The organism is Streptomyces luteolifulvus, assembly GCF_008806595.1.
Lineage (GTDB): Bacteria > Actinomycetota > Actinomycetes > Streptomycetales > Streptomycetaceae > Streptomyces > Streptomyces luteolifulvus.
On sequence record NZ_VZRB01000026.1, the window covers coordinates 13,876 to 34,430 of the forward strand.

Consider the following 20,555-nt stretch of genomic DNA (forward strand, 5'->3'; position numbering starts at 1 on the left):
TCGCCTGCTCTCGGCGATCGGGTGCCCTGCGCTTCGGGGATTGGGCTGATCAGGGGTCGGTGAGGTGCCCCTGCACCACCGGCGCCAGCCGCGCGATGATCGCCTCCAGATCCGCCGAGGCCAGCGGCTCCACCTTGATCACGTATCGCAGCATCGCCGTACCCACGAGCTGCGCCGCCGCGAGTTCGGCGCGCAGCTCCGCGTCCGGCAGCTCCAGCTGGGCGGCGATACGGCGCAGCAGCTGCGCGGCGACGAGCCGGCGGAAGACGGCGGCGGCGGTCTCGTTGCTCACGGCGGAGCGGAGGATCGCCAGCAGGGGCGCACGGGTGGTCGGGTTCTCCCAGACGCCGAAGACGAAGCGGGTCAGCCGCTCGCCGACCCCGTCGAGGGGACCGTCGGCGATCGCCTCCGGCGCATTCATGGCGGGCGCGAAGGCGACCTCCACGGCCGCCGCGAAGATCTGTTCCTTGGTGCCGAAGTAGTGGTGGACCAGGGCCGAGTCCACCCCGGCGGCCTTCGCGATGCCGCGCACGGACGTCTTCTCGTAACCCCGCTCGGAGAACTCCTCGCGGGCCGCGGCCAGGATGCGGTCGCGGGTGTCGGCGGATTCCGTACGAGGAGGCCGGCCCCGGCGCCGGGCGGTCGCGCCGGTCATCGCCGCGGCACCTTCACTGCCGAGGCAAGATGGAGGCGGGTGAAGGCCAGCGCCTCGGCGAGGTCGGCCTCCCGCTCGGCTCCGGACATGGCACGCCGGGTGTTGACCTCGATGACGACATGGCCGTCGAAGCCGGTCAGGGCGAGGCGTTCCAGCAGTTCGGCACAGGGCTGGCCGCCGCGGCCGGGAACGAGGTGCTCGTCCTTCGCCGAGCCCTTGCCGTCCGCGAGATGGACGTGCCCGAGACGGTCGCCCATGCGGTCGAGCATCTGCAGTGCGTCGGAGCGGGCCGTCGCGGCGTGCGAGAGGTCGAGCGTGAAGTGGCGGTAGTCGTCCTTCGTCACGTCCCAGTCGGGCGCGTAGGCGAGCATCTCGCGGTCGCGGTAACGCCATGGGTACATGTTCTCGACGGCGAACCGCACATCCGTCTCGTTCGCCATGCGCCAGATCCCGGTGACGAAGTCACGGGCGTACTGGCGCTGCCAGCGGAACGGGGGGTGGACGACGACCGTGCTCGCGCCGAGCTTCTCGGCCGCAGCCCGGGCCCGCTGGAGCTTCACCCACGGGTCGGTGGACCACACGCGCTGGGTGATGAGCAGGCACGGCGCGTGCACCGCCAGGATCGGGATGCCGTGGTAGTCGCTGAGTCTGCGCAGCGCCTCGATGTCCTGGCTGACCGGGTCGGTCCACACCATGACCTCGACTCCGTCGTAGCCGAGGCGCGCGGCGATCTCGAAGGCCGTCGCCGTGGACTCCGGGTACACGGAGGCCGTGGACAGCGCGACCTTCGCATCCGGGATGCGTACGACTGGCTCCGCCATGGGGGACAGGTTACGGGGTGCGGTCGGGTGGGGGCGGGGTGCCTATTCGCCGTTGTGGGGTTTGCCACGTGGGCGGGTGCGGGTGCGTCGGGGCTCGTCGCGCCCACGCGGCGGAGCCGCAACGTCACAGCCCCGCCCCCGTGGGTCCGTCATGCCGAGCCCATGTGATCAAGCCTCCGCAGGATCACGCCCTCTCTCAGGGCCCAGGGGCAGATCTCCAGGTTGTCCACTCCGAAGAGGTCCATCGTGCCCTCGGCGACCAGGGCGCCGGCCAGGAGCTGGTTGGCGCGGCCTTCCGAGACTCCGGGGAGTACGGCGCGTTCGGCGGTGGTCATGCCCGCCAGGCGTGGGACCCAGGCCTCCAGGGACTCGCGCTTGAGTTCGCGCTGGACGTACAGGCCGTCGGCGGAGCGGGCGGCGCCGGCGATACGGGCCAGTTGCCTGAAGGTCTTGGACGTGGCGACGACGTGGTCGGGGGCGCCGAAACGGCTGAATTCGCCGACGGTACGAGCGATCTGCGCACGGACATGGCGGCGCAGGGCCCTTATGTCGTCCGGTTGGGGCGGGTCCCCGGGCAGCCAGCCGGCGGTGAGGCGGCCCGCGCCGAGCGGCAGGGAGACGGCCGCGTCGGGCTCCTCGTCGATGCCGTACGCGATCTCCAGCGAGCCCCCGCCGATGTCGAGGACGAGCAGCTTGCCCGCGGACCAGCCGAACCAGCGGCGGGCGGCGAGGAAGGTCAGCCGGGCCTCCTCCGCGCCGGTGAGGACCTGCAGCTCCACACCCGTCTCCGCCTGCACGCGCGCGAGGACGTCGTCGGCGTTGCTGGCCTCGCGCACGGCGGAGGTCGCGAACGGGAGCAGATCCTCGACGCCCTTGTCCTCGGCGGCCTGAAGCGCCTCGTGAACGACGGAGATGAGCCTGTCGACCCCGCCGGGGGCGACAGCTCCGCTCTCGTCGAGAAGTTGGGCAAGGCGCAACTCCGCCTTGTGCGAATGGGCGGGAAGGGGGCGCGCGCCTGGGTGTGCGTCCACCACCAGCAGATGCACCGTGTTCGATCCCACGTCGAGGACACCGAGTCTCATGTACGGAACGCTACTGCCACCTGGGCGGACTTCCGTCCTCCGTGCTGTCCCTGGAGGGGTCTCGGGCGACTTACCCTGGACGCGTGCCAAAGACGAAAAAGGCGAAGGACGACAAGGCGGCCAAATCTGTCGGCGGTTCTTCGCCGGAGAAGCAGGCGAAGCTGTCGAAGCAGTCCAAGCAGTCGAAGAAGGCCCTGGCGGACGACGAGAAGGGCCTCGACTTTGCGCGGGCGTGGGTGGAGTTCCCTGATCCGGCGGACGACGAACAGGTCTTCCGCTGCGATCTGACATGGCTGACCTCCCGCTGGAACTGCATCTTCGGCAGCGGCTGCCAGGGCATCCAGGCGGGCCGCGCGGACGACGGGTGCTGCACGCTGGGCGCCCACTTCTCCGACGAGGACGACGAGAAGCGGGTCGCCGAGCACGTGGCGCGGCTCACGCCGGAGATCTGGCAGCACCACGACGTCGGCACGAAGACGGGCTGGATCTCGGAGGACGACGAGGGCTCCCGGCAGACCCGCCCCTACCAGGGCTCGTGCATCTTCCAGAACCGGCCCGGCTTCGCGGGCGGCGCGGGCTGCTCGCTGCACATCCTGGCCCTGAGGGAGGGCCGCGAGCCGCTGGAGACCAAGCCGGACGTCTGCTGGCAGCTGCCGGTGCGGCGGACCTACGACTGGATCGACCGGCCCGACGACACCCGCGTGCTCCAGGTGTCGATCGGTGAGTACGACCGGCGCGGCTGGGGCCCGGGCGGCCACGATCTGCACTGGTGGTGCACCTCGGCGACCTCGGCGCACGGCGCGGGCGACCCGGTGTACGTGTCCTACCGGGCCGAGCTGACCGAGCTGATGGGCAAGGCCGGCTACGACCGTCTGGCCGAGCTGTGCGAGGAGCGGCTGGCCTCGCAGCTGCCGTTGCTGGCACCTCATCCGGCGGATCCGGTCGACTGACCCCTACGGAGCGGCCACGGTGGGGTCGCCGCCGCCCGCGGGCGGCGTGGGCGAGCCCCCCGGGTCGGTCGGGGCGGTGTCGCTGGGGGTCGGTTCCGGGTCCGGTGACGAGGGCGGGTCGGCCGGCGTGGGGTCCGAGACGACCGTTGCCGTCGGTGTCGGGTCCGGGCCGGGCGGGGGCGGGTCGCCCGGGTCGGGGTCGGAGGGACGGGGCGCCCTGCCGTAACCCTCGATGGTCACGACGGCACCGGCGGGCGCGATCGCCACGCGCGCGCTCCAGCGGCCGGACGGCTCGCGCAGATGATCGACGTACACCTTGATCGTCACCGTGTCACCGGGGTCGAGGGTTCCCGACGACCGGCTCAGATAGAGCCAGGGGGCGGCCGTGGTCGCGGACCAGCGGACCGGGGCGGACCCGGTCGCGGTGAGGGTGATGAGTGTGGTGTCGCCGCTGTGCCCGGCCGACACACCCAGGCGGGCCTGGCCCTTCCGGTCGCCGCCGGTGACGCTGACGACCTCGACGGAGACAGCACCGGAACCCTTGCCGAAGCGGCCGCCGGGGCTGGTCCTGGCGTTGCCAGCATTCGCGTATCCGTCGCCCGCCGCCTCACCGTCGAGACTGCCCGGGCCCCGCGCCTCGCTGGCCGAGGCCGAGCGGCCGTCCTGGCCCTCGACGGCCGGCTCACCCCGGTACGCGGCCCACAGGGCGAGCACCGGGGCGGCGACGACGGTGGCGACGACCGTCGTCGTGACGGCACGCGCGCGCAGGCGCTCTCTTCGGGCGGCGCGGTCCTTGGGGTCCATCGGAAATCCGCGCCGGTCGAAGCGCGGGGCGGCGCTCCCCCGCGCGCGGGGAAGGTGCGCCACGGCGGAGCGCAGGGCCGCGCGGGGCGCCTCCAGGACCGGCAGCTCGGCGGGCGTGACACTGGCGCCGGGCCAGCGGCCGGGCACGGCGCGCTCGGCGGTACGGCGGCAGCGCGGGCAGTCGTCGACATGCCGGACGAGCTCACGGCGTACAGCCGTACTGAGCACGAGCCGGCTGTCGCCCGTGAGACGGGCCACGTCCGGGCAGGCGCCGGTCTCGACGACGGCGAGCGCCGCGCGCGTGCGCTCCACTTCGCAGGCGGCCGTGGCGAGCAGCTCGCGGGCTGCTGCCGGGTCCATGCCGAGGACGGCGGCGACCTCGGGGGCGGCCAAGTGGTGGCGCACGGCGAGTTCGAGCGCCTCGCGCTGCTCCGGGGTGGTGCCGGCCGCCTCCGGCCAGGCGAGCAGGGCGAGTTCACGCCGGCGCTGCTTCTGGGTCTCTTCGGCGACCGGCGGTGCGGCGGGCTGTGCGGGAGGCTTCCGGCCGGCGGTGGGGCGGCCCGCCGCGTGGGTGCCCTGACGTTTCTGCCTGGCCTCGGCCAGCTTGCGCAGACACGCCCAGCGGGCCAGTGCGTACAGCCAGGCCCTGCGGTCGTCGGCGCCGTCCGGGCCACGGCGGCGCTCGGCGAGCGCGAGGGCGTCCCCGAGGGCGGCGGTCGCCGCCTCGTGCTCGCACAGCACGGACAGACAGTAGGTGAACAGGCCGTCCAGATACGGCTCGCAGCGCGCGAACGGCCGCTGGGCCAGCGAGCGTGCGGCGGCGCGGTCACGCGCTTCCCGGTGGGCCCGGTGAGCGCCGGTGGTACGGATCGAGGTCTCCGAACTGCTGCTCATCCATGGACCGTAGGCGGCGTACGGCAGCCCCTTCCTCCCGCTTGAGCACATTTAATCCGTACGGGTGAAACGATCCCTCATGTCCATGGTCCCGTGAGCGGCCGGGCAGCGCGGGAGGAACACCATCCTCCGCCCTCGGGCGTTGTCAGTGGCCTCGGCTACGGTTCCGTCCATGGCTGCCCGTGCGAAGACCACCAAGGACCGTCCGTCCTACCGCTGCACCGAGTGCGGCTGGCAGACGGCCAAGTGGCTCGGCCGCTGCCCGGAATGCCAGGCATGGGGGACGGTCGAGGAGTACGGCGCGCCCGCTGTCCGTACGACGACGCCGGGACGTGTCACCACCTCCGCCCTGCCCATCGGCCAGGTCGACGGGCGCCAGGCCACCGCCCGTCCCACCGGTGTGCCCGAGCTGGACCGGGTGCTCGGCGGCGGGCTGGTGCCCGGTGCCGTCGTCCTGCTCGCGGGCGAGCCCGGCGTCGGCAAGTCCACGCTCCTGCTCGACGTGGCGGCCAAGTCGGCGAGTGACGAGCACCGCACCCTGTATGTGACCGGCGAGGAGTCGGCGAGCCAGGTGCGGCTGCGCGCCGACCGCATCAAGGCCATCGACGACCACCTGTATCTGGCCGCCGAGACCGATCTGGCCGCCGTGCTCGGCCACTTGGACGCGGTCAAGCCGTCGCTGCTGATCCTCGACTCGGTGCAGACGGTCGCCTCGCCGGAGATCGACGGCGCCCCCGGCGGCATGGCGCAGGTGCGGGAGGTCGCGGGGGCCCTGATCCGGGCCTCCAAGGAGCGCGGGATGTCCACGCTCCTTGTGGGCCATGTCACCAAGGACGGCGCCATCGCCGGGCCCCGTCTCCTCGAACACCTCGTGGACGTCGTCCTGCACTTCGAGGGCGACCGCCACGCACGCCTCCGGCTCGTACGCGGTGTCAAGAACCGCTACGGCGCGACGGACGAGGTCGGCTGCTTCGAACTGCACGACGAGGGCATCACGGGGCTTGCCGACCCGAGCGGGCTTTTCCTGACCCGGCGTGACGAGCCCGTCCCGGGCACCTGCCTGACCGTCACCCTGGAGGGCCGCCGTCCCTTGGTGGCCGAGGTCCAGGCGCTCACCGTCGACTCGCAGATCCCCTCCCCCCGGCGCACGACCTCGGGTCTGGAGACCTCCCGCGTCTCGATGATGCTGGCCGTCCTCGAACAGCGGGGCCGGATCAGCGCCCTGGGCAAAAGGGACATCTACTCCGCGACGGTCGGCGGTGTGAAGCTCTCGGAGCCCGCCGCCGACCTCGCGATCGCCCTGGCGCTGGCGTCGGCCGCGAGCGACACCCCGCTGCCGCAGAACCTCGTCGCGATCGGCGAGGTGGGACTCGCGGGCGAGGTGAGACGGGTCACGGGCGTCCAGCGCCGGCTCACCGAAGCACACCGTCTGGGCTTCACGCACGCCCTGGTACCGGCCGATCCCGGCAAGATCCCGCCAGGCATGAAGGTGCTGGAAGTGGCGGACGTGGGGGACGCCCTGAGAGTCCTTCCGCGCTCGCGTCGACGAGACGCCCCACAGGAGGCGGAGGACCGCCGGTAGACTTTGCCCTGGTCTCGCCCGTCCGTACGAACCGAGAGTGCGGACGGGAGCGCCAGAAGAACCTGCGACCGGAGGAGTGCAGTGGCAGCCAACGACCGGGCAGCAGCTCCCGGAAAGTCCGGTGGGAGTTCCGGTGCCGATGGCCTGATGCGCGCCTCACTGAGCGCCGTGGCACCCGGCACGGCGCTGCGCGACGGCCTGGAGCGGGTTCTCCGCGGCAACACCGGCGGCCTCATCGTGCTCGGCTCCGACAAGACCGTCGAGACCATGTGCACGGGTGGATTCGTCCTGGATGTCGAGTTCACCGCGACCCGGCTGCGCGAGCTGTGCAAGCTGGACGGCGGCATCGTGCTGTCCTCGGACCTGTCGAAGATCCTGCGGGCCGGGGTGCAGCTGCTCCCGGACCCGACGATCCCCACCGAGGAGACGGGCACCCGGCACCGCACCGCGGACCGGGTCAGCAAGCAGGTCGGCTTCCCCGTCGTCTCCGTCTCCCAGTCCATGCGGCTGATCGCGCTGTACGTGGACGGCCAGCGCCGCGTCCTGGAGGACTCGGCGGCGATCCTGTCCCGTGCCAACCAGGCCCTGGCGACCCTGGAGCGCTACAAGCTCCGCCTCGACGAGGTCGCGGGGACGCTGTCGGCGCTGGAGATCGAGGACCTGGTGACCGTGCGGGACGTCTCCGCGGTGGCCCAGCGTCTGGAGATGGTGCGCCGTATCGCCACCGAGATCGCGGAATACGTGGTCGAACTGGGCACGGACGGACGGCTGCTCGCCCTCCAGCTGGACGAGCTGATCGCGGGCGTGGAGCCCGAGCGCGAGCTCGTCGTGCGGGACTATGTCCCCGAGCCCACCGCCAAGCGCTCCCGCACGGTCGACGAGGCGCTGTACGAGCTCGACGCCCTCACCCATGCCGAGCTCCTCGAACTGCCCACGGTGGCCCGGGCGTTGGGCTACACCGGCTCGCCCGAGGCGCTCGACTCGGCGGTGTCCCCGCGGGGCTTCCGCCTGCTGGCGAAGGTGCCGCGGCTCCCGGGCGCGATCATCGACCGGCTCGTGGAACACTTCGGCGGCCTGCAGAAGCTGCTCGCCGCGAGCGTGGACGACCTGCAGACGGTGGACGGCGTCGGCGAGGCCCGCGCCCGCAGCGTCCGCGAGGGCCTGTCCCGGCTGGCGGAGAGCTCGATCCTAGAGCGGTACGTCTAAGAAGACGCACCGCCCGCCCGGCTACCGGAGCGGTGTGTCTCAGGGCGTCCCGAAGGGGCCCGGGGCCGCGTCCCTGTGCGGCTCCGCCGCGTGGGCGCGACCAGCCACGACGGCGCCGCAGACGGCCGACGACGCATCGCGGCACGTCCAGCGGAGCGCTCAGTCGTTCTCCAGCACGAACGAGGTCCGCGCCTTCGCGTACCCCGGTGTCTTCGCCTCCACCAGATACGTGCCCGCCGCGGCCGACCCCGCCGGAGGCGTCGCGCAGCGGGCGGCGCTCGGCTTGCGGTCCCACTTCACGGTGTACGTGATGGTGCTGTGGGCGGGCACCCGGAAGAGTTGGCTGCCGGAGGCCTTCGGGCAGTCGGCGGAGGACCAGTAGGCGTCGTCGGCGCCCGCCCGGGTGATTGTCAGCACCGCGTTCTTCGGGCCGAGGTCGACCTTGCAGTCGCCGGCGGAGGAGTTCTTCACGGTGAGCTCGATGGCGGGCGTCTGGCCGGGCTCGTACGAGTTGCCGGCGCTGCGCAGGGTCAACGTGACCGTGCTCGCCGTGCAGTTGGGCAGGGTCGAGCCGACCGGAAGCGCGTCGCCGGTGCTGACACCGCCGGTCGTGCCGCCCACCGAGCCGCCGCCCGCGGATCCGTCCGAGGAGCCGCCCGAACCGCCGGAGTCACCGGACCCGGAGCCCGTGCCGGTGTCCGATCCGGAACCGGAGCCCGATCCCGACCCGCCGGAGCCCCCGCCGCTCGACTCGTCGCGCCCGCCCGGCGCTTGGCTGATCGCCGGTCCGGAGCCGGACGGGCCCGGGGTGATCGACGGCGCGGGATTCTTGCCGTTGGTACCGTCCGCGCCGTTGTTTCCGCCCGACCCGCTGGAGCCGACCACCCAGGCGATCAGCAGCGCCAACAGGGCGAGCATGGACAGCAGTACGGCCCTCCGACGCCAGTAGATGGAGGAGGGAAGCGGCCCGACAGGATTGCGCAGAGATCCCACGGCGCAAACTGTACGAGACATCGGGTCGTTCGCTTGTACCACCCGCCGCCCGGACCCACAACTTTTCCGGATCATCATCCCGGACACCCTTGTCGTGCCACCTGGGGTGGCGCTCCCGGCGACCCCCCGCTCCCCCGTGGGAGGATCGGAAGGCCATGACTGCGCCCACGAAGCCCCCGCACAGCAGCCCCTCCGACGCCCTCTCCGGTGCCTCGCAGGGAGAGGACCTCCACGCCCCCGTCATCGACTGGTTCGACGCGCATGCCCGTGATCTGCCCTGGCGGCGGCCCGAGGCCGGTGCGTGGGGTGTGATGGTCAGCGAGTTCATGCTTCAGCAGACGCCGGTGAACCGGGTCCTGCCCGTCTACGAGCAGTGGCTGGCCCGCTGGCCCCGCCCCGCCGATCTCGCCGCGGAAGCCCCCGGCGAGGCCGTCCGCGCCTGGGGCCGGCTCGGCTACCCGCGCCGCGCCCTGCGGCTGCACGGCGCCGCCCTCGCCATAACGGAACGGCACGACGGCGACGTACCGACCGACCATGCGCAACTGCTCGCGCTGCCCGGCATCGGCGAGTACACGGCCGCGGCCGTCGCCTCCTTCGCCTACGGACAGCGGCATCCCGTCCTGGACACCAATGTGCGCCGGGTGTTCGCGCGGGCCGTCACCGGAGTGCAGTACCCGCCGAACGCCACCACCGCCGCCGAACGCAGGCTCGCCCGCACGCTGTTGCCCGAGGACGTGCCGACCGCCGCGCGCTGGGCCGCCGCCTCCATGGAGCTCGGGGCGCTGGTGTGCACGGCCAAGAACGAGACCTGCGGGCGCTGCCCGATCGCCGCACAGTGCGCCTGGCGGCTAGCGGGGAAGCCGGAGCACGACGGGCCGCCGCGCCGCGGCCAGACCTACGCGGGCACGGACCGGCAGGTGCGCGGCAAGCTGCTGGCCGTGCTGCGGGAGGCGCACGCGCCCGTCCCGCAGGCGGCGTTGGACCGGGTGTGGCACGAGCCGGTGCAGCGTGCCCGGGCGCTGGACGGTCTGGTCTCGGACGGTCTGGTGGAGCCTCTGCCCGGTGGTCTGTTTCGGTTGCCGCTGACCCCGCCGCACCCCAAATCGCCCTGAACCAGGGCCATTCGGTGCGCCTCTTTACCCCGTTCCTACGGCTGTTACACAACCGACGGACAGCCGAGTGCTGGCCGCGCGCTGCTTCGGACAGCGCCGTGACAACCCGTCCGTAGCTTCTTTGCCATGCCGCACGGACCGCGGCACACAGGCAGAGGACAACCGGCAGCAGGCGGGTCGGGAACGGGGACGGGAGGCGGTTGATCATGGCGCAGGGCGAGGTGCTCGAATTCGAGGAGTACGTCCGCACCCGGCAGGACGCGCTGCTGCGCAGTGCACGCCGGCTGGTCCCGGACCCGGTCGACGCGCAGGATCTGCTGCAGACGGCACTGGTGCGGACGTACGGCCGCTGGGAGGGCATCTCGGACAAGCGGCTCGCGGACGCCTATCTGCGCCGGGTCATGATCAACACGCGGACGGAGTGGTGGCGGGCCCGCAAGCTCGAGGAAGTGCCCACCGAGACACTCCCGGAGGCCCCCGTCGACGACTCGACCGAGCAGCACGCGGACCGCGCCCTGCTGATGGACGTCATGAAGGTGCTCGCTCCCAAGCAGCGCAGTGTCGTGGTGCTGCGACACTGGGAGCAGATGTCCACGGAGGAGACGGCCGCCGCCCTCGGCATGTCGGCCGGAACGGTCAAGAGCACGCTGCACCGGGCGCTCGCCCGGCTCCGCGAGGAGCTGGAGAGCCGCGATCTGGACGCACGCGCGCTGGAGCGTGAGGAGCGGGAGCGTTGCGCGGCCTGATCTGCGCCGGGCCAACACCGGCCCGAGGGACCAAACAGGCGGCGATCACGGCACTGGCCGTGGTCGCCGCCCTCGCCCTTTCCGTCTCCGCGTGCGGCACGGGCGGGACCGGTGCCCGCGACGAGGGCCCGGCGCACTCCGACTATGTGGCGGGCGCCACACCCTCGCCCGCCTCGGCCGCTCCCAGCAGCACCCCCGACCCGGTGGACGCGGTGCGTCTCGTCAAGGCGGATCCCCAGGTCTCCAGGGAGGTCAAGAGCGAACTGAAGCCGTGCGTCGGCGACGAGTACCCCGTCGACGTCTCCTACGGCGACCTGACCGGGGCGTCGGCCGAGGACGTCGTGGTCAACGTTCTGACGTGCAGTGACGCGGTCGGAGTCGGCTCGTACGTATATCGCGCGGACGACGGCCGGTACGAGAATGTGTTCAAGTCCGAGGAGCCTCCGGTCTACGCAGAGATAGACCGGGGCGCCCTGGTGGTGACCAAGCAGGTGTACGAGGGGGGCGATCGGGTGTCGAGCCCGTCCGGCGAGGACGTGATCACCTACGCCTGGACCTCGGGCCGGTTCGTCAAGAAGTACAGCACGCGCACCGAGTACAGCGACGCCGTCGGGGGCGAGCCCTCGCCGGTGCCCGACACCTGAGCCGCGGATCTCCCCGCGGAGTGAACCGATCGGGCCCCCCGGTCCGATTATCTGGTACCGGTCCATGGGCGACCGTTCACGAGCAACGGCAGAACGAGAGGTGAGAACAGCGGGATGGCAGACCAGACCCATGTCCTGTTCGTCGAGGACGACGACGTCATCCGCGAGGCCACCCAGCTCGCCCTGGAGCGGGACGGCTTCGCGGTCACGGCCATGCCCGACGGGCTGTCGGGCCTGGAGGCGTTCCGCGCCGACCGCCCCGACATCGCCCTCCTGGACGTCATGGTCCCCGGCCTCGACGGGGTCAGCCTCTGCCGCCGTATCCGGGACGAGTCGACCGTCCCGGTGATCATGCTGTCCGCCCGTGCCGACTCGATCGACGTCGTCCTGGGTCTGGAGGCCGGCGCCGACGACTATGTGACGAAGCCGTTCGACGGTGCCGTCCTGGTCGCCCGGATCCGCGCGGTGCTGCGCCGATTCGGTCACGCCGGCGGCAGCGACCGGGCGGACGACTCCGCCGCCGCGGCGGACGCCGGCGTGCTCACCTTCGGCGAACTGGAGGTCGACACCGAGGGCATGGAGGTGCGCCGGGCCGGTCAGCCGGTGGCGCTGACGCCGACCGAGATGCGGCTGCTGCTGGAGTTCTCCTCCGCTCCGGGCACGGTCCTGTCCCGCGACAAGCTCCTGGAGCGCGTGTGGGACTACGGCTGGGGCGGGGACACCCGCGTGGTGGACGTCCATGTGCAGCGGCTGCGTACGAAGATCGGCCAGGACCGGATCGAGACGGTCCGCGGCTTCGGCTACAAGTTGAAGGCCTGAGCAGGGGTATCAGAAGTATGCGGGGGAACTTCCGACGCCCGGTCCCGAAGCACGGGGGCAGACGTGCGGCGCCGGGCCGGCAGCTCACCACGGGGATGCGCACCGGTCTGCGGTGGAAGCTCAGCGCGGCCATCGCGCTGGTCGGCGCGCTGGTGGCGATCGCGCTCAGCCTGGTGGTGCACAACGCGGCCCGGGTCTCGATGCTGGACAACGCGCGCGACCTCGCGGACGAGCGTGTCCAGATCGCCCAGCGCAACTACGAGCTGTCCGGGCGGCCGAACTTCCCCAACATCAAGATCGACGACCCGCAACTGCCCGGCGAGCTGCGGCAGAAGGTCGAGCAGGGCCGCAGAGCGACCTATGTCACCGACGACGCCCGCAGCGGGCCCGACATATGGGCCGCCGTGCCGGTGAAGGACGGGCATGTGCTGTCCCTGCACACCGGGTTCACCGACCGCAGCACCGACATCCTCTATGACCTCGACAAGGCCCTCGTGATCGGCTCCATCGCGGTCGTCCTCGGCGGCAGCGCGCTCGGCGTGGTCATCGGCGGCCAGTTCTCGCGCCGGCTGCGCAAGGCGGCGGCCGCCGCCAACCAGGTCGCCAACGGCGAGCCGGACGTGCGCGTGCGGGACGCCATCGGCGGGGTCGTCCGGGACGAGACCGACGACCTCGCGAGCGCCGTGGACGCCATGGCGGACGCCCTCCAGCAGCGGCTGGAGGCCGAACGCCGGGTGACCGCCGACATCGCGCACGAGCTGCGCACCCCGGTGACCGGGCTGCTGACCGCCGCCGAACTGCTGCCGCCGGGCCGGCCGACGGAACTGGTCCTCGACCGGGCCAAGGCCATGCGCACCCTCGTCGAGGACGTCCTGGAGGTGGCCCGCCTGGACGGCGCCTCGGAGCGGGCCGAACTCCAGGACATCCTGCTGGGTGAGTTGGTCAGCCGGCGGGTGGCGGCGAAGGACCCGACGATCGAGGTGCATGTGGTGCACGAGTCGATGGTCACCACCGACCCCCGGCGCCTGGAACGCGTCCTGTTCAACCTGCTGGCCAACGCGGCACGGCACGGCAAGCCGCCGATCGAGGTCAGCGTCGAGGGCCGGGTCATCCGGGTGCGCGACCACGGCCCCGGCTTCCCCGAGGATCTGCTCGCCGAGGGCCCGAGCCGCTTCCGGACGGGCAGCCGCGACCGTGCCGGACACGGTCACGGCCTCGGTCTGACCATCGCGGCAGGTCAGGCCCGGGTGCTGGGCGCCCGGCTGACCTTCCGCAACGTACGGCAGGCGGGGGCGCCGGAGCACGTACCGGCGGAGGGGGCGGTGGCGGTGCTGTGGCTGCCGGAGCACGCGCCCACGAACACGGGCAGCTACCCGATGCTGCCGTAGGACTGCCGTCGCCGCGGGACAGGCCCCAGCCGAAGTCCGGATCGGCCCAGTCGCGGTCCATGGCGTCCTTGGCGAGACGCAGCCGCCGCAGCTTGTCCATGGGCCGATGGTGGCACGCGGCACTGACATCGGCCGAGATCGGCACAATCCAGCCCGTCCGGCGTTTGAGAACGAGGTCCTTCGGGCCGACCGGGGGTCTGGGGGCAGAGCCCCCAGCCAGCCCCGCCCTCAGCCGACCGCAGGTCAGACCGCCTCGGCGACCGTCTGCTGCGGCGCAGCCTCGTCGCTCTTCTCCGGCCCCGCCCCCTTCAGCGGAACCTCCTTCACGAACACCGCCGCCACCAACGCGACCACCGCGACGACCGCCCCCAGCAGGAACGCCGTGTGCGTACCCGCCGACACCGCGTGCTGGTACGCCTCCCGTACCGCCGCAGGCAATGTCGGCAGACTCGGCGCATCCAGCTGCGCGGACCGCTCGGTCACCTTGGACCCCAGCGCCCCGGCCCGCTCGGCCATGACGTCCTGGACCCGGTTGTTGAACAGCGCGCCCATGATCGCGACTCCGAAGGACGCGCCGAGCGTACGGAACAGGGTGGTGGACGAGGACGCGACGCCCATGTCCTTCATCTCCACGCTGTTCTGCGCGACGAGCATGGTGATCTGCATCAGACAGCCCATGCCGAGACCGACGACGGCCATGAACACACCGGAGGTGAACCGGCTCGTGCCGGTGTCCATCAGCGACAGCAGATACAGCCCGACGACCATCAGGACGCTGCCGAGGACCGGGAAGACGTAGTACCTGCCGGTGCTCGTGGTCACTCGCCCCGCGACCATCGACATGACGAGCATCGCACCCAGCATCGGCAGGAGCAGCAGCCCGGAGTTGGTCGCGGAGGCGCCCTGCACCGACTGCTGGTACAGCGGCAGGAAGAGGGTCGCGCCGAACATCACGAAGCCGGTGATGAAGCCGATGACCGACATCAGTGTGAAGTTGCGGCTGCGGAAGATGTGCAGCGGCACGATCGGCTCGGCGGCCCTGGTCTGCCAGAACACGAACCCGATGAGCGCGGCGACGCCGATCCCGATGAGCTCCATGATCCGCGCGGACGACCAGGCGTACTCCGTGCCGCCCCAGGTGGTGACGAGCACGATGGCGGTGATGCCCACGGTCAGCAGGCCGGCGCCCAGGTAGTCGATCCGCGCCTGCGCCCGCTTCTTCGGCAGGTGCAGTACGGCGCTGATCGCGGCGAGGGAGACCACGCCGAGCGGCAGGTTGATGTAGAAGGACCAGCGCCAGCCCCAGTTGTCGGTGATGGTGCCGCCGACCAGCGGGCCGCCGATCATGGCGAGCGCCATCACGCCGGCCATCATGCCCTGGTACTTGCCGCGCTCCCGCGGTGGGATCAGATCACCGATGATCGCCATGACGCCGACCATCAGACCGCCCGCACCGAGGCCCTGCACGGCGCGGAACCCGATCAGCTCGCCCATGTTCTGGGCCATGCCGCTGAGCGCCGAGCCGATCAGGAAGATCACGATGGAGGTCATGAAGGCGCCCTTGCGCCCGTACATGTCCCCGAGCTTGCCCCAGATCGGGGTGGAGGCGGCGGTCGCGAGGGTGTACGCGGTCACCACCCAGGAGAGATGTTCGAGCCCGCCCAGCTCGCCCACGATCGTCGGCATCGCCGTGCCCACGATCATGTTGTCGAGCATCGCGAGCATCATCGTGATCATGAGCGCGAGCAGGACGACCCGCACACTTCTGGGCTGCTTTTCCGTCCCCGCCTCGACCGCCGCCGCGTCCGCCATGGTTCCCACTCCCCTGGGCACTCCCCGGCCGGCGGCTTACTTGCCGCCCGGCTAGTTCACTACACTGGGAAGGTAGCCCCGCAACTAGCCGGGCGTCAAGTAAGTTTCTCGGGGGTGCGAAGATGGGCGACACGATGGACGGCAGCAAGCAGCAGCGCCGCGGAAACACCCGCCAGCGCATCCAGGACGTGGCGCTCGAACTCTTCGCCGAGCAGGGCTACGAGAAGACCTCACTGCGGGAGATCGCCGAGCGCCTGGACGTCACCAAGGCCGCGCTCTACTACCACTTCAAGACCAAGGAAGAGATCATCGTCAGTCTCTTCGAGGATCTGACGCGGCCGATCAACGAGCTGATCGAGTGGGGCCGGGAACAGCCGCACTCCCTGGAGACGAAGCAGGAGCTCGTACGCCGCTACAGCAGGGCCCTGGCCGGGGCGGCCCCGCTGTTCCGCTTCATGCAGGAGAACCAGGCGACGGTGCGGGAGTTGAGCATCGGCGAGTCGTTCAAGAACCGCATGCTGGGCATGCGCGACATCATCGTCGACCCGGACGCGGACCTGGTCGCCCAGGTCCGCTGCGTCAGCGCGCTGTTCACGCTGCACGCCGGGATGTTCGTGATGCAGGACATCGAGGCCGATCCCGAGGAGAAGCGCGAGGCCGTCCTCCAGGTCGCGATCGACCTCGTGACCCAGGCGCATCAGGGTTCCTGAGCGCCTGTCGGACGTCAGAGCCTGTGTCAGACCTTCAGGCCCTTGGCGCGCAGGAAGGCGACCGGGTCGATGGCCGAGCCGTAGTTCGGGGTCTTACGGATCTCGAAGTGCAGGTGCGGACCACTGGAGTTGCCCGTGTTGCCGGACCGGGCGATGTGCTGGCCGGTCTTGACGACCTGGCCGACGCTCACGTCGATGCGCGAGAGGTGGGCGTACTGCGAGTAGGTGCCGTTGCCGTGCTTGATGACGATGGCGTTGCCGTACGCCGGGCCGTCACCGGCGCCGTTGCCACCCGCCTTGACGACGGTGCCGCCGTGCGTGGCCATGACGTTGGTGCCGCTCGGCACGGCGAAGTCCTGCCCGCTGTGGGTGGACTGCCACATGCCGCCCGCCTGCGCGAACTTGGCGGAGAGGGCGTACTTCTTCACCGGGTCGACCCAGGAGACGGCCTTCTTGGCGGCGGCAGCCTTCTTCGCGGCTGCGGCGGCCTTCTTGGCAGCGGCGACGGCCTTGGCCTTCGCCTTCGCGGCCGCGGCGGCCTGCGCAGCCTTGGCGGCCCTGGCCTGCGCGGCGGCCTGCGCCTGGACGGCGCTCGCGGTGGTGGCGGCCGGGGCGGCGGCCGCGCTGGTGTCGGCGGCGACCGCGACCCCGGCCCCCAGTACGGCCGTAGCCCCCAGGCCGGCGGCCATGAAGGCCGCACGAGTACGGAGCCGGGACGTACGGGAAGAACGGGACGAGACGCGCTGGGACATGGAAACCTCATGGGAACGGGGACAGGAAGACCACCCGGCGTTCAGACACCTGCCGAATGGGCCATCCCTTGGTAACCCCGCGACCAGCGGACTCCCAAACCCCCCATCTACGACGGGAGCTAGTACTCCACCGCAAAGCTCACCACCTATTGACAGAGCTGCCATCCGGGACGAATCCACCCATAGCAACCGGGTTGTTCCTTAACGGGCGAGATATATGTCCGTTTTGCCCAAATGACGCCATCCACTATTCCACCTAGTAACGGACAAATCGCCTGTGCGGCATGTCACCGGCGGCAAAGATCCAAGCACCGGGGAATGTGACGGGCGCTACGCTGCTGGCCAGTCAACAAGGTTGGGGAATGTGACGACATGCCCCGAGGGGGAGGCCGAGTGGATCCGACGGTCATCGGCATCAGGCTTGCGTCGAGCCTGGTCGGTCCGCTGGTGAAGAGGCTGTTCGTGACCGAAGGCCCCGGCGCCGGGCTGGTCGACAAGCCGGTGCGGATATCGGGGTTCGTCTCGTTCAAGGGTGAGCACCGCACCCTCGACAAGGCCGCCCTGCTCAAGCTCTCCGCCGAGCTGGTGCGCCAGTCAACGAAGACCGGCGAGCGTCCCCTCCACGCCGACGAGGAACAGGCCGTCGTGCACGCCCTCGCCGACACCCTGCACGCCCTCGGCGACCTCACCATGACGGACGCCCAGGCCGTCGAGCTCGGACACGAAGTCCTGGCCGCCGGCCTCCGGTCCGCGAGCGGCAATCCGGACCGGGACCTGTCCTTCGACGCGAGCCTGCTCTACGGCAGCCTGCTCACCACGGCCTGTCTGCACATCGTCCACTTCTTCACCCAGCGGTCCACCTTTGTCGCCCGCACCCTCGTCGAGCAGAGCCGCCGGCAGCGCCAACTCATCGCCAAGGTGGACGAGTTGATCGCCCGGACGCCCCCGGTCGGCGGCACCGACACGGCCTTCGAGGAGCGCTATCTGTCGTACGTCGTCACCCGGCACAGCCATCTCACGATCTACGGCATCGACCTGACCGACTCCCCCGACCGCTGGCCCCTGGATGCCGCCTACCTCAGTCTCCAGGCGCTGGGACCGGCCGAGGACGACCACGCGACCGGGCCCGGCGGGCTGCAGATCGCCGCCGCCGCGACCGCGCGGCCCGCCGAACAGGCCCTCGCCGAGCGCGACCGGGTGCTGCTGCGCGGGGTGGCCGGCTCCGGCAAGACGACCCTCGTGCAGTGGCTCGCGGTGACATCGGCGCGGGGCGAGCGCGGTGACCGGATCCCGTTCGTGCTGCCCCTGCGCAGTCTCGTCCGCCGTCCCGACGGCCTCCCGGCCCCCGACGCCTTCCTGGCCGCCGTACGCGTCCCCTTCCACGCCTCACAGCCGGACGGCTGGGCGGACCGGGTGCTCGGCGCCCGCCGCGGACTGCTCCTGGTCGACGGGATCGACGAGATCCCCGAGCGGGACCGCGAGCACACCCGCCGCTGGCTGCGCGACCTGCTGGACGTCTATCCCGGCAACCGGTGGCTGGTCACCTCCCGCCCCTCCGCCGTACGGGAGGACTGGCTCGCCCCGGACGGCTTCGCCGAGCTGGCCCTCACCCCCATGGGCCGGAGCGATGTCGCCGCGTTCATCGCCCGCTGGCACGCGGCGGCCCGCACCGGTGCCCCCGAGGCCGACCTCGACCGCCTCACCGGCTACGAGCACGGCCTCCTCGACGCCGTACGGACCAAACCCGACCTCGGCCGTCTCGCCACCAACCCCCTGATGTGCGGACTGATCTGCGCCCTGCACCGGGACCGGCGCGGCTACCTCCCGCACGGGCGGCAGGAGTTGTACGACGCCGCCCTGTCGATGCTGCTCGCCCGCCGGGACGAGGAGCGGGACATGTTTCCCCGAGGAGGCGGCGAGGGCGTCCACCTCACCGAGCTCCCCCAGATCCAACTGCTCCAGCGGCTCGCCTACTGGCTGATCCGCAACAACCAGTCGGAGATGGACCGCGAGCGCGCCGAGCGCATCGTGGCGGACGTCCTGCCGTCGCTGCCGGCCGCCGCGGCGCAGGGCGACGCCCGGAAGATCCTGCGGTATCTGCTCGTCCGCAGCGGGCTGCTGCGGGAACCCTCCGCCGGCACGGTCGAGTTCGTGCATCGCACCTTCCAGGACTACCTGGGCGCGAAGGCGGCCGTCGAGGACGGCGACTTCGGGCTGCTCGTCCGCGGTGCGGTGGACGAACAGTGGGCGGACGTGGTCCGCATGGCGGTGGCGCACGCCCGGCCCCGTGAACGGGCCGAACTGCTCACCGACCTGACCGGGTCGGCACGGCACCTGGACGGCCCGGCGGCCACCCGGGTACGGCTCCTCGCCCTGGCCTCACTGGAACACGCCACCCAGCTCGACCCGGCCGTCCGGGCCGCCGTGGAGCGCGACGCCGCGACGCTCATCCCGCCCCGGACCACGGAGGAGGCCCGCGCCCTCGCCTCGGCCGGCCCCCTCGCCCTGGAACTGCTGCCGGGCCCGGAGGGCCTGAGCGACGCAGAAGCACGAGCGGTCGTGGTCACGGCGTCCCTGATCGGGACGGAGGCGGCGATGGGGGTGCTGGCCCGGTTCCGGGACCATCGGGCGGTGGATGTCCGCGCCCAGCTCTCCTGGAGCTGGTGGCGTTTCGACACCCGACGGTACGCCGAGGAGATCATCGCCCATCTGCTCCCGGACGACCTCTTCTTCTCCGTGCGTTCCAGGGAGCAGTTGCGTGCCCTGTGCGACCTCGGCGGCAGGCCGGCCGTGCAGCTCCTCGACGGGACCGACCCGGCCGAGCTGAGCGCCGCGCCCTCTCCCGACACGGTGACCCGCCTGCATGTGGGCGAGTGCGGGGAGCTCAACGACCTGAACTGTCTGACGCCCCTGCGCCGGCTCAGCCACCTGTCCCTGTACGGATCCCCACTGCTGGAGGAGCTCTCCCCGCTCGCGCGTCTGCCCTTGCAGCAGCTGTCCCTCAACCGCCTCGCCGGCCTCGAACGGCCTGGCGCCCTGGCCCCGTTCAGCGGCTCCGCCACCCTGTGGCACCTCAGCATCGGTGTGACGCTGATGGCGGCGAGCCTCCACGACGCCCTTCCGCAGGACGTGTCCCTGCGCTATCTGAGGGTCACGCCGAGGGCGGTCCAGCACACCGGCCTGCGCGGTCTCCATCGGCGCTGCTCGCTGAAGACGCTGAGCCTGGGCGGACTGTTCGACGACCTCCCCGCCGCAGACCACGATGAGATCGCCCTGCTCCCCGCCTTGGAGGAACTGCGCCTCGTCTGGCCGCCCGGCGGATGGACCGGCCCGCCCCTTCGCGGCGTCACCAGTCTGCGAATCAACCCGTTCATGGGTGACGAGGACCTCTCAGGGCTCCACGCGTCCTTTCCCGACGTACAGAACGTCACGCTCCAACTCGCCCCGAACGTCTACGAGATCCCCGATCGGATCCTTGCGCCCCTCCCGGTCCGACCCACCATCGTGAAATCGCACACGTCAGTGTGACGCACATCTCTAGCGACTTACCCTCCAGTAACCCTACGGTTCCCCTCGCGCCACTCG

General features: G+C 71.4%; 17 protein-coding genes. 10 read left to right on the forward strand and 7 right to left on the reverse strand.

The window, feature by feature from the left end; all coding sequences use genetic code 11:
- Nucleotides 1-49: 49 nt before the first annotated feature.
- From F7R91_RS29820 to F7R91_RS29830, 3 genes are all read right to left on the reverse strand, one after another.
- Nucleotides 50-655: a TetR/AcrR family transcriptional regulator gene (locus F7R91_RS29820; RefSeq protein WP_150953706.1), complete on the reverse strand. Its 606-nt coding sequence runs from the start codon at nt 653-655 to the stop codon at nt 50-52.
- Nucleotides 652-1,476 (reverse strand): sugar phosphate isomerase/epimerase family protein, encoded by an 825-nt coding sequence (locus tag F7R91_RS29825; RefSeq protein WP_150953708.1) that lies wholly within the window; start codon nt 1,474-1,476, stop codon nt 652-654. Before F7R91_RS29825 ends, F7R91_RS29820 begins: the two co-directional genes overlap by 4 nt.
- 149 nt (nt 1,477-1,625) lie before the next feature.
- Nucleotides 1,626-2,558 carry a Ppx/GppA phosphatase family protein gene (locus F7R91_RS29830; RefSeq protein ID WP_150953711.1) on the reverse strand — a complete coding sequence of 311 codons (933 nt, stop codon included), beginning with the start codon at nt 2,556-2,558 and terminating at the stop codon, nt 1,626-1,628.
- A gap of 83 nt (nt 2,559-2,641) precedes the next feature.
- Between F7R91_RS29830 and F7R91_RS29835 the strand changes: the two genes are divergently transcribed.
- Nucleotides 2,642-3,508, forward strand: a complete 867-nt coding sequence (locus tag F7R91_RS29835) for a hypothetical protein (protein WP_150953714.1) — start codon at nt 2,642-2,644, stop codon at nt 3,506-3,508.
- Between the two features lie 3 nt (nt 3,509-3,511).
- On the opposite strand, the gene F7R91_RS29840 is transcribed toward F7R91_RS29835, so the two are convergent.
- Nucleotides 3,512-5,206, reverse strand: a complete 1,695-nt coding sequence (locus F7R91_RS29840; RefSeq protein ID WP_150953720.1) for a BACON domain-containing protein — start codon at nt 5,204-5,206, stop codon at nt 3,512-3,514.
- Nucleotides 5,207-5,378: 172 nt separating this feature from the next.
- Between F7R91_RS29840 and radA the strand changes: the two genes are divergently transcribed.
- Together radA and disA are read left to right on the forward strand one after the other, a co-directional pair.
- Nucleotides 5,379-6,788, forward strand: coding sequence for a DNA repair protein RadA (gene radA / locus F7R91_RS29845; protein ID WP_150953723.1), 1,410 nt, complete (start codon nt 5,379-5,381; stop codon nt 6,786-6,788).
- Between the two features lie 81 nt (nt 6,789-6,869).
- Complete coding sequence (gene disA, locus F7R91_RS29850; protein WP_150953726.1) at nt 6,870-7,994, forward strand: DNA integrity scanning diadenylate cyclase DisA; 1,125 nt, start codon at nt 6,870-6,872, stop codon at nt 7,992-7,994.
- Between the two features lie 159 nt (nt 7,995-8,153).
- On the opposite strand, the gene F7R91_RS29855 is transcribed toward disA, so the two are convergent.
- A complete protein-coding gene (locus F7R91_RS29855) occupies nt 8,154-8,987 on the reverse strand; it encodes a hypothetical protein (protein WP_150953730.1) in 834 nt (277 codons plus the stop codon).
- 155 nt (nt 8,988-9,142) lie between these two features.
- Here F7R91_RS29855 and F7R91_RS29860 point away from each other — a divergent pair, with 155 nt between their 5' ends.
- The 5 genes from F7R91_RS29860 to cseC all read left to right on the forward strand — a co-directional run bounded on the left by F7R91_RS29860 (nt 9,143) and on the right by cseC (nt 13,696).
- Entirely contained in the window at nt 9,143-10,099 is a 957-nt protein-coding gene (locus F7R91_RS29860) for an HhH-GPD family protein (RefSeq protein WP_150953733.1), read from the forward strand.
- A gap of 206 nt (nt 10,100-10,305) precedes the next feature.
- The gene (locus F7R91_RS29865; protein WP_150953734.1) at nt 10,306-10,845 is read left to right on the forward strand and encodes a SigE family RNA polymerase sigma factor; all 540 of its coding nucleotides are present in this window, start codon (nt 10,306-10,308) and stop codon (nt 10,843-10,845) included.
- Nucleotides 10,833-11,489, forward strand: coding sequence for a hypothetical protein (locus F7R91_RS29870; RefSeq protein WP_150953737.1), 657 nt, complete (start codon nt 10,833-10,835; stop codon nt 11,487-11,489). The genes F7R91_RS29865 and F7R91_RS29870 overlap by 13 nt, the downstream gene beginning before the upstream one ends.
- A 114-nt stretch (nt 11,490-11,603) precedes the next feature.
- On the forward strand, nt 11,604-12,308 hold the full coding sequence (gene cseB / locus F7R91_RS29875) for a two-component system response regulator CseB (protein ID WP_150953740.1): 705 nt from the start codon (nt 11,604-11,606) through the stop codon (nt 12,306-12,308).
- Nucleotides 12,309-12,325: 17 nt separating this feature from the next.
- The gene (gene cseC / locus F7R91_RS29880) at nt 12,326-13,696 is read left to right on the forward strand and encodes a two-component system sensor histidine kinase CseC (protein ID WP_150953743.1); all 1,371 of its coding nucleotides are present in this window, start codon (nt 12,326-12,328) and stop codon (nt 13,694-13,696) included.
- Nucleotides 13,697-13,939: 243 nt separating this feature from the next.
- Here the strand turns inward: cseC and F7R91_RS29885 are convergent, their stop codons facing one another.
- Nucleotides 13,940-15,508, reverse strand: coding sequence for an MDR family MFS transporter (locus F7R91_RS29885; RefSeq protein ID WP_150953745.1), 1,569 nt, complete (start codon nt 15,506-15,508; stop codon nt 13,940-13,942).
- A 122-nt stretch (nt 15,509-15,630) separates the two neighbouring features.
- Between F7R91_RS29885 and F7R91_RS29890 the strand changes: the two genes are divergently transcribed.
- A complete protein-coding gene (locus tag F7R91_RS29890) occupies nt 15,631-16,218 on the forward strand; it encodes a TetR/AcrR family transcriptional regulator (protein WP_150953748.1) in 588 nt (195 codons plus the stop codon).
- 26 nt (nt 16,219-16,244) lie between these two features.
- Here F7R91_RS29890 and F7R91_RS29895 read toward each other — a convergent pair whose 3' ends face one another.
- Nucleotides 16,245-16,970 (reverse strand): M23 family metallopeptidase, encoded by a 726-nt coding sequence (locus F7R91_RS29895; RefSeq protein WP_150953751.1) that lies wholly within the window; start codon nt 16,968-16,970, stop codon nt 16,245-16,247.
- A gap of 393 nt (nt 16,971-17,363) precedes the next feature.
- Here F7R91_RS29895 and F7R91_RS29900 point away from each other — a divergent pair, with 393 nt between their 5' ends.
- Nucleotides 17,364-20,498, forward strand: a complete 3,135-nt coding sequence (locus F7R91_RS29900; RefSeq protein ID WP_150953754.1) for an NACHT domain-containing protein — start codon at nt 17,364-17,366, stop codon at nt 20,496-20,498.
- Nucleotides 20,499-20,555: the final 57 nt, after the last annotated feature.

What these genes read in the sequence shown, in the direction of transcription:
- F7R91_RS29820 (WP_150953706.1), bottom strand. Translation starts at nt 655, where the DNA reads ATGACCGGCGCGACCGCCCGGCGCCGGGGCCGGCCTCCTCGTACGGAA.
- F7R91_RS29825 (WP_150953708.1), bottom strand. Translation starts at nt 1,476, where the DNA reads ATGGCGGAGCCAGTCGTACGCATCCCGGATGCGAAGGTCGCGCTGTCC.
- F7R91_RS29830 (WP_150953711.1), bottom strand. Translation starts at nt 2,558, where the DNA reads ATGAGACTCGGTGTCCTCGACGTGGGATCGAACACGGTGCATCTGCTG.
- F7R91_RS29840 (WP_150953720.1), bottom strand. Translation starts at nt 5,206, where the DNA reads ATGAGCAGCAGTTCGGAGACCTCGATCCGTACCACCGGCGCTCACCGG.
- radA (WP_150953723.1), top strand. Translation starts at nt 5,379, where the DNA reads ATGGCTGCCCGTGCGAAGACCACCAAGGACCGTCCGTCCTACCGCTGC.
- F7R91_RS29860 (WP_150953733.1), top strand. Translation starts at nt 9,143, where the DNA reads ATGACTGCGCCCACGAAGCCCCCGCACAGCAGCCCCTCCGACGCCCTC.
- F7R91_RS29865 (WP_150953734.1), top strand. Translation starts at nt 10,306, where the DNA reads ATGGCGCAGGGCGAGGTGCTCGAATTCGAGGAGTACGTCCGCACCCGG.
- cseB (WP_150953740.1), top strand. Translation starts at nt 11,604, where the DNA reads ATGGCAGACCAGACCCATGTCCTGTTCGTCGAGGACGACGACGTCATC.
- cseC (WP_150953743.1), top strand. Translation starts at nt 12,326, where the DNA reads ATGCGGGGGAACTTCCGACGCCCGGTCCCGAAGCACGGGGGCAGACGT.
- F7R91_RS29885 (WP_150953745.1), bottom strand. Translation starts at nt 15,508, where the DNA reads ATGGCGGACGCGGCGGCGGTCGAGGCGGGGACGGAAAAGCAGCCCAGA.
- F7R91_RS29890 (WP_150953748.1), top strand. Translation starts at nt 15,631, where the DNA reads ATGGGCGACACGATGGACGGCAGCAAGCAGCAGCGCCGCGGAAACACC.
- F7R91_RS29895 (WP_150953751.1), bottom strand. Translation starts at nt 16,970, where the DNA reads ATGTCCCAGCGCGTCTCGTCCCGTTCTTCCCGTACGTCCCGGCTCCGT.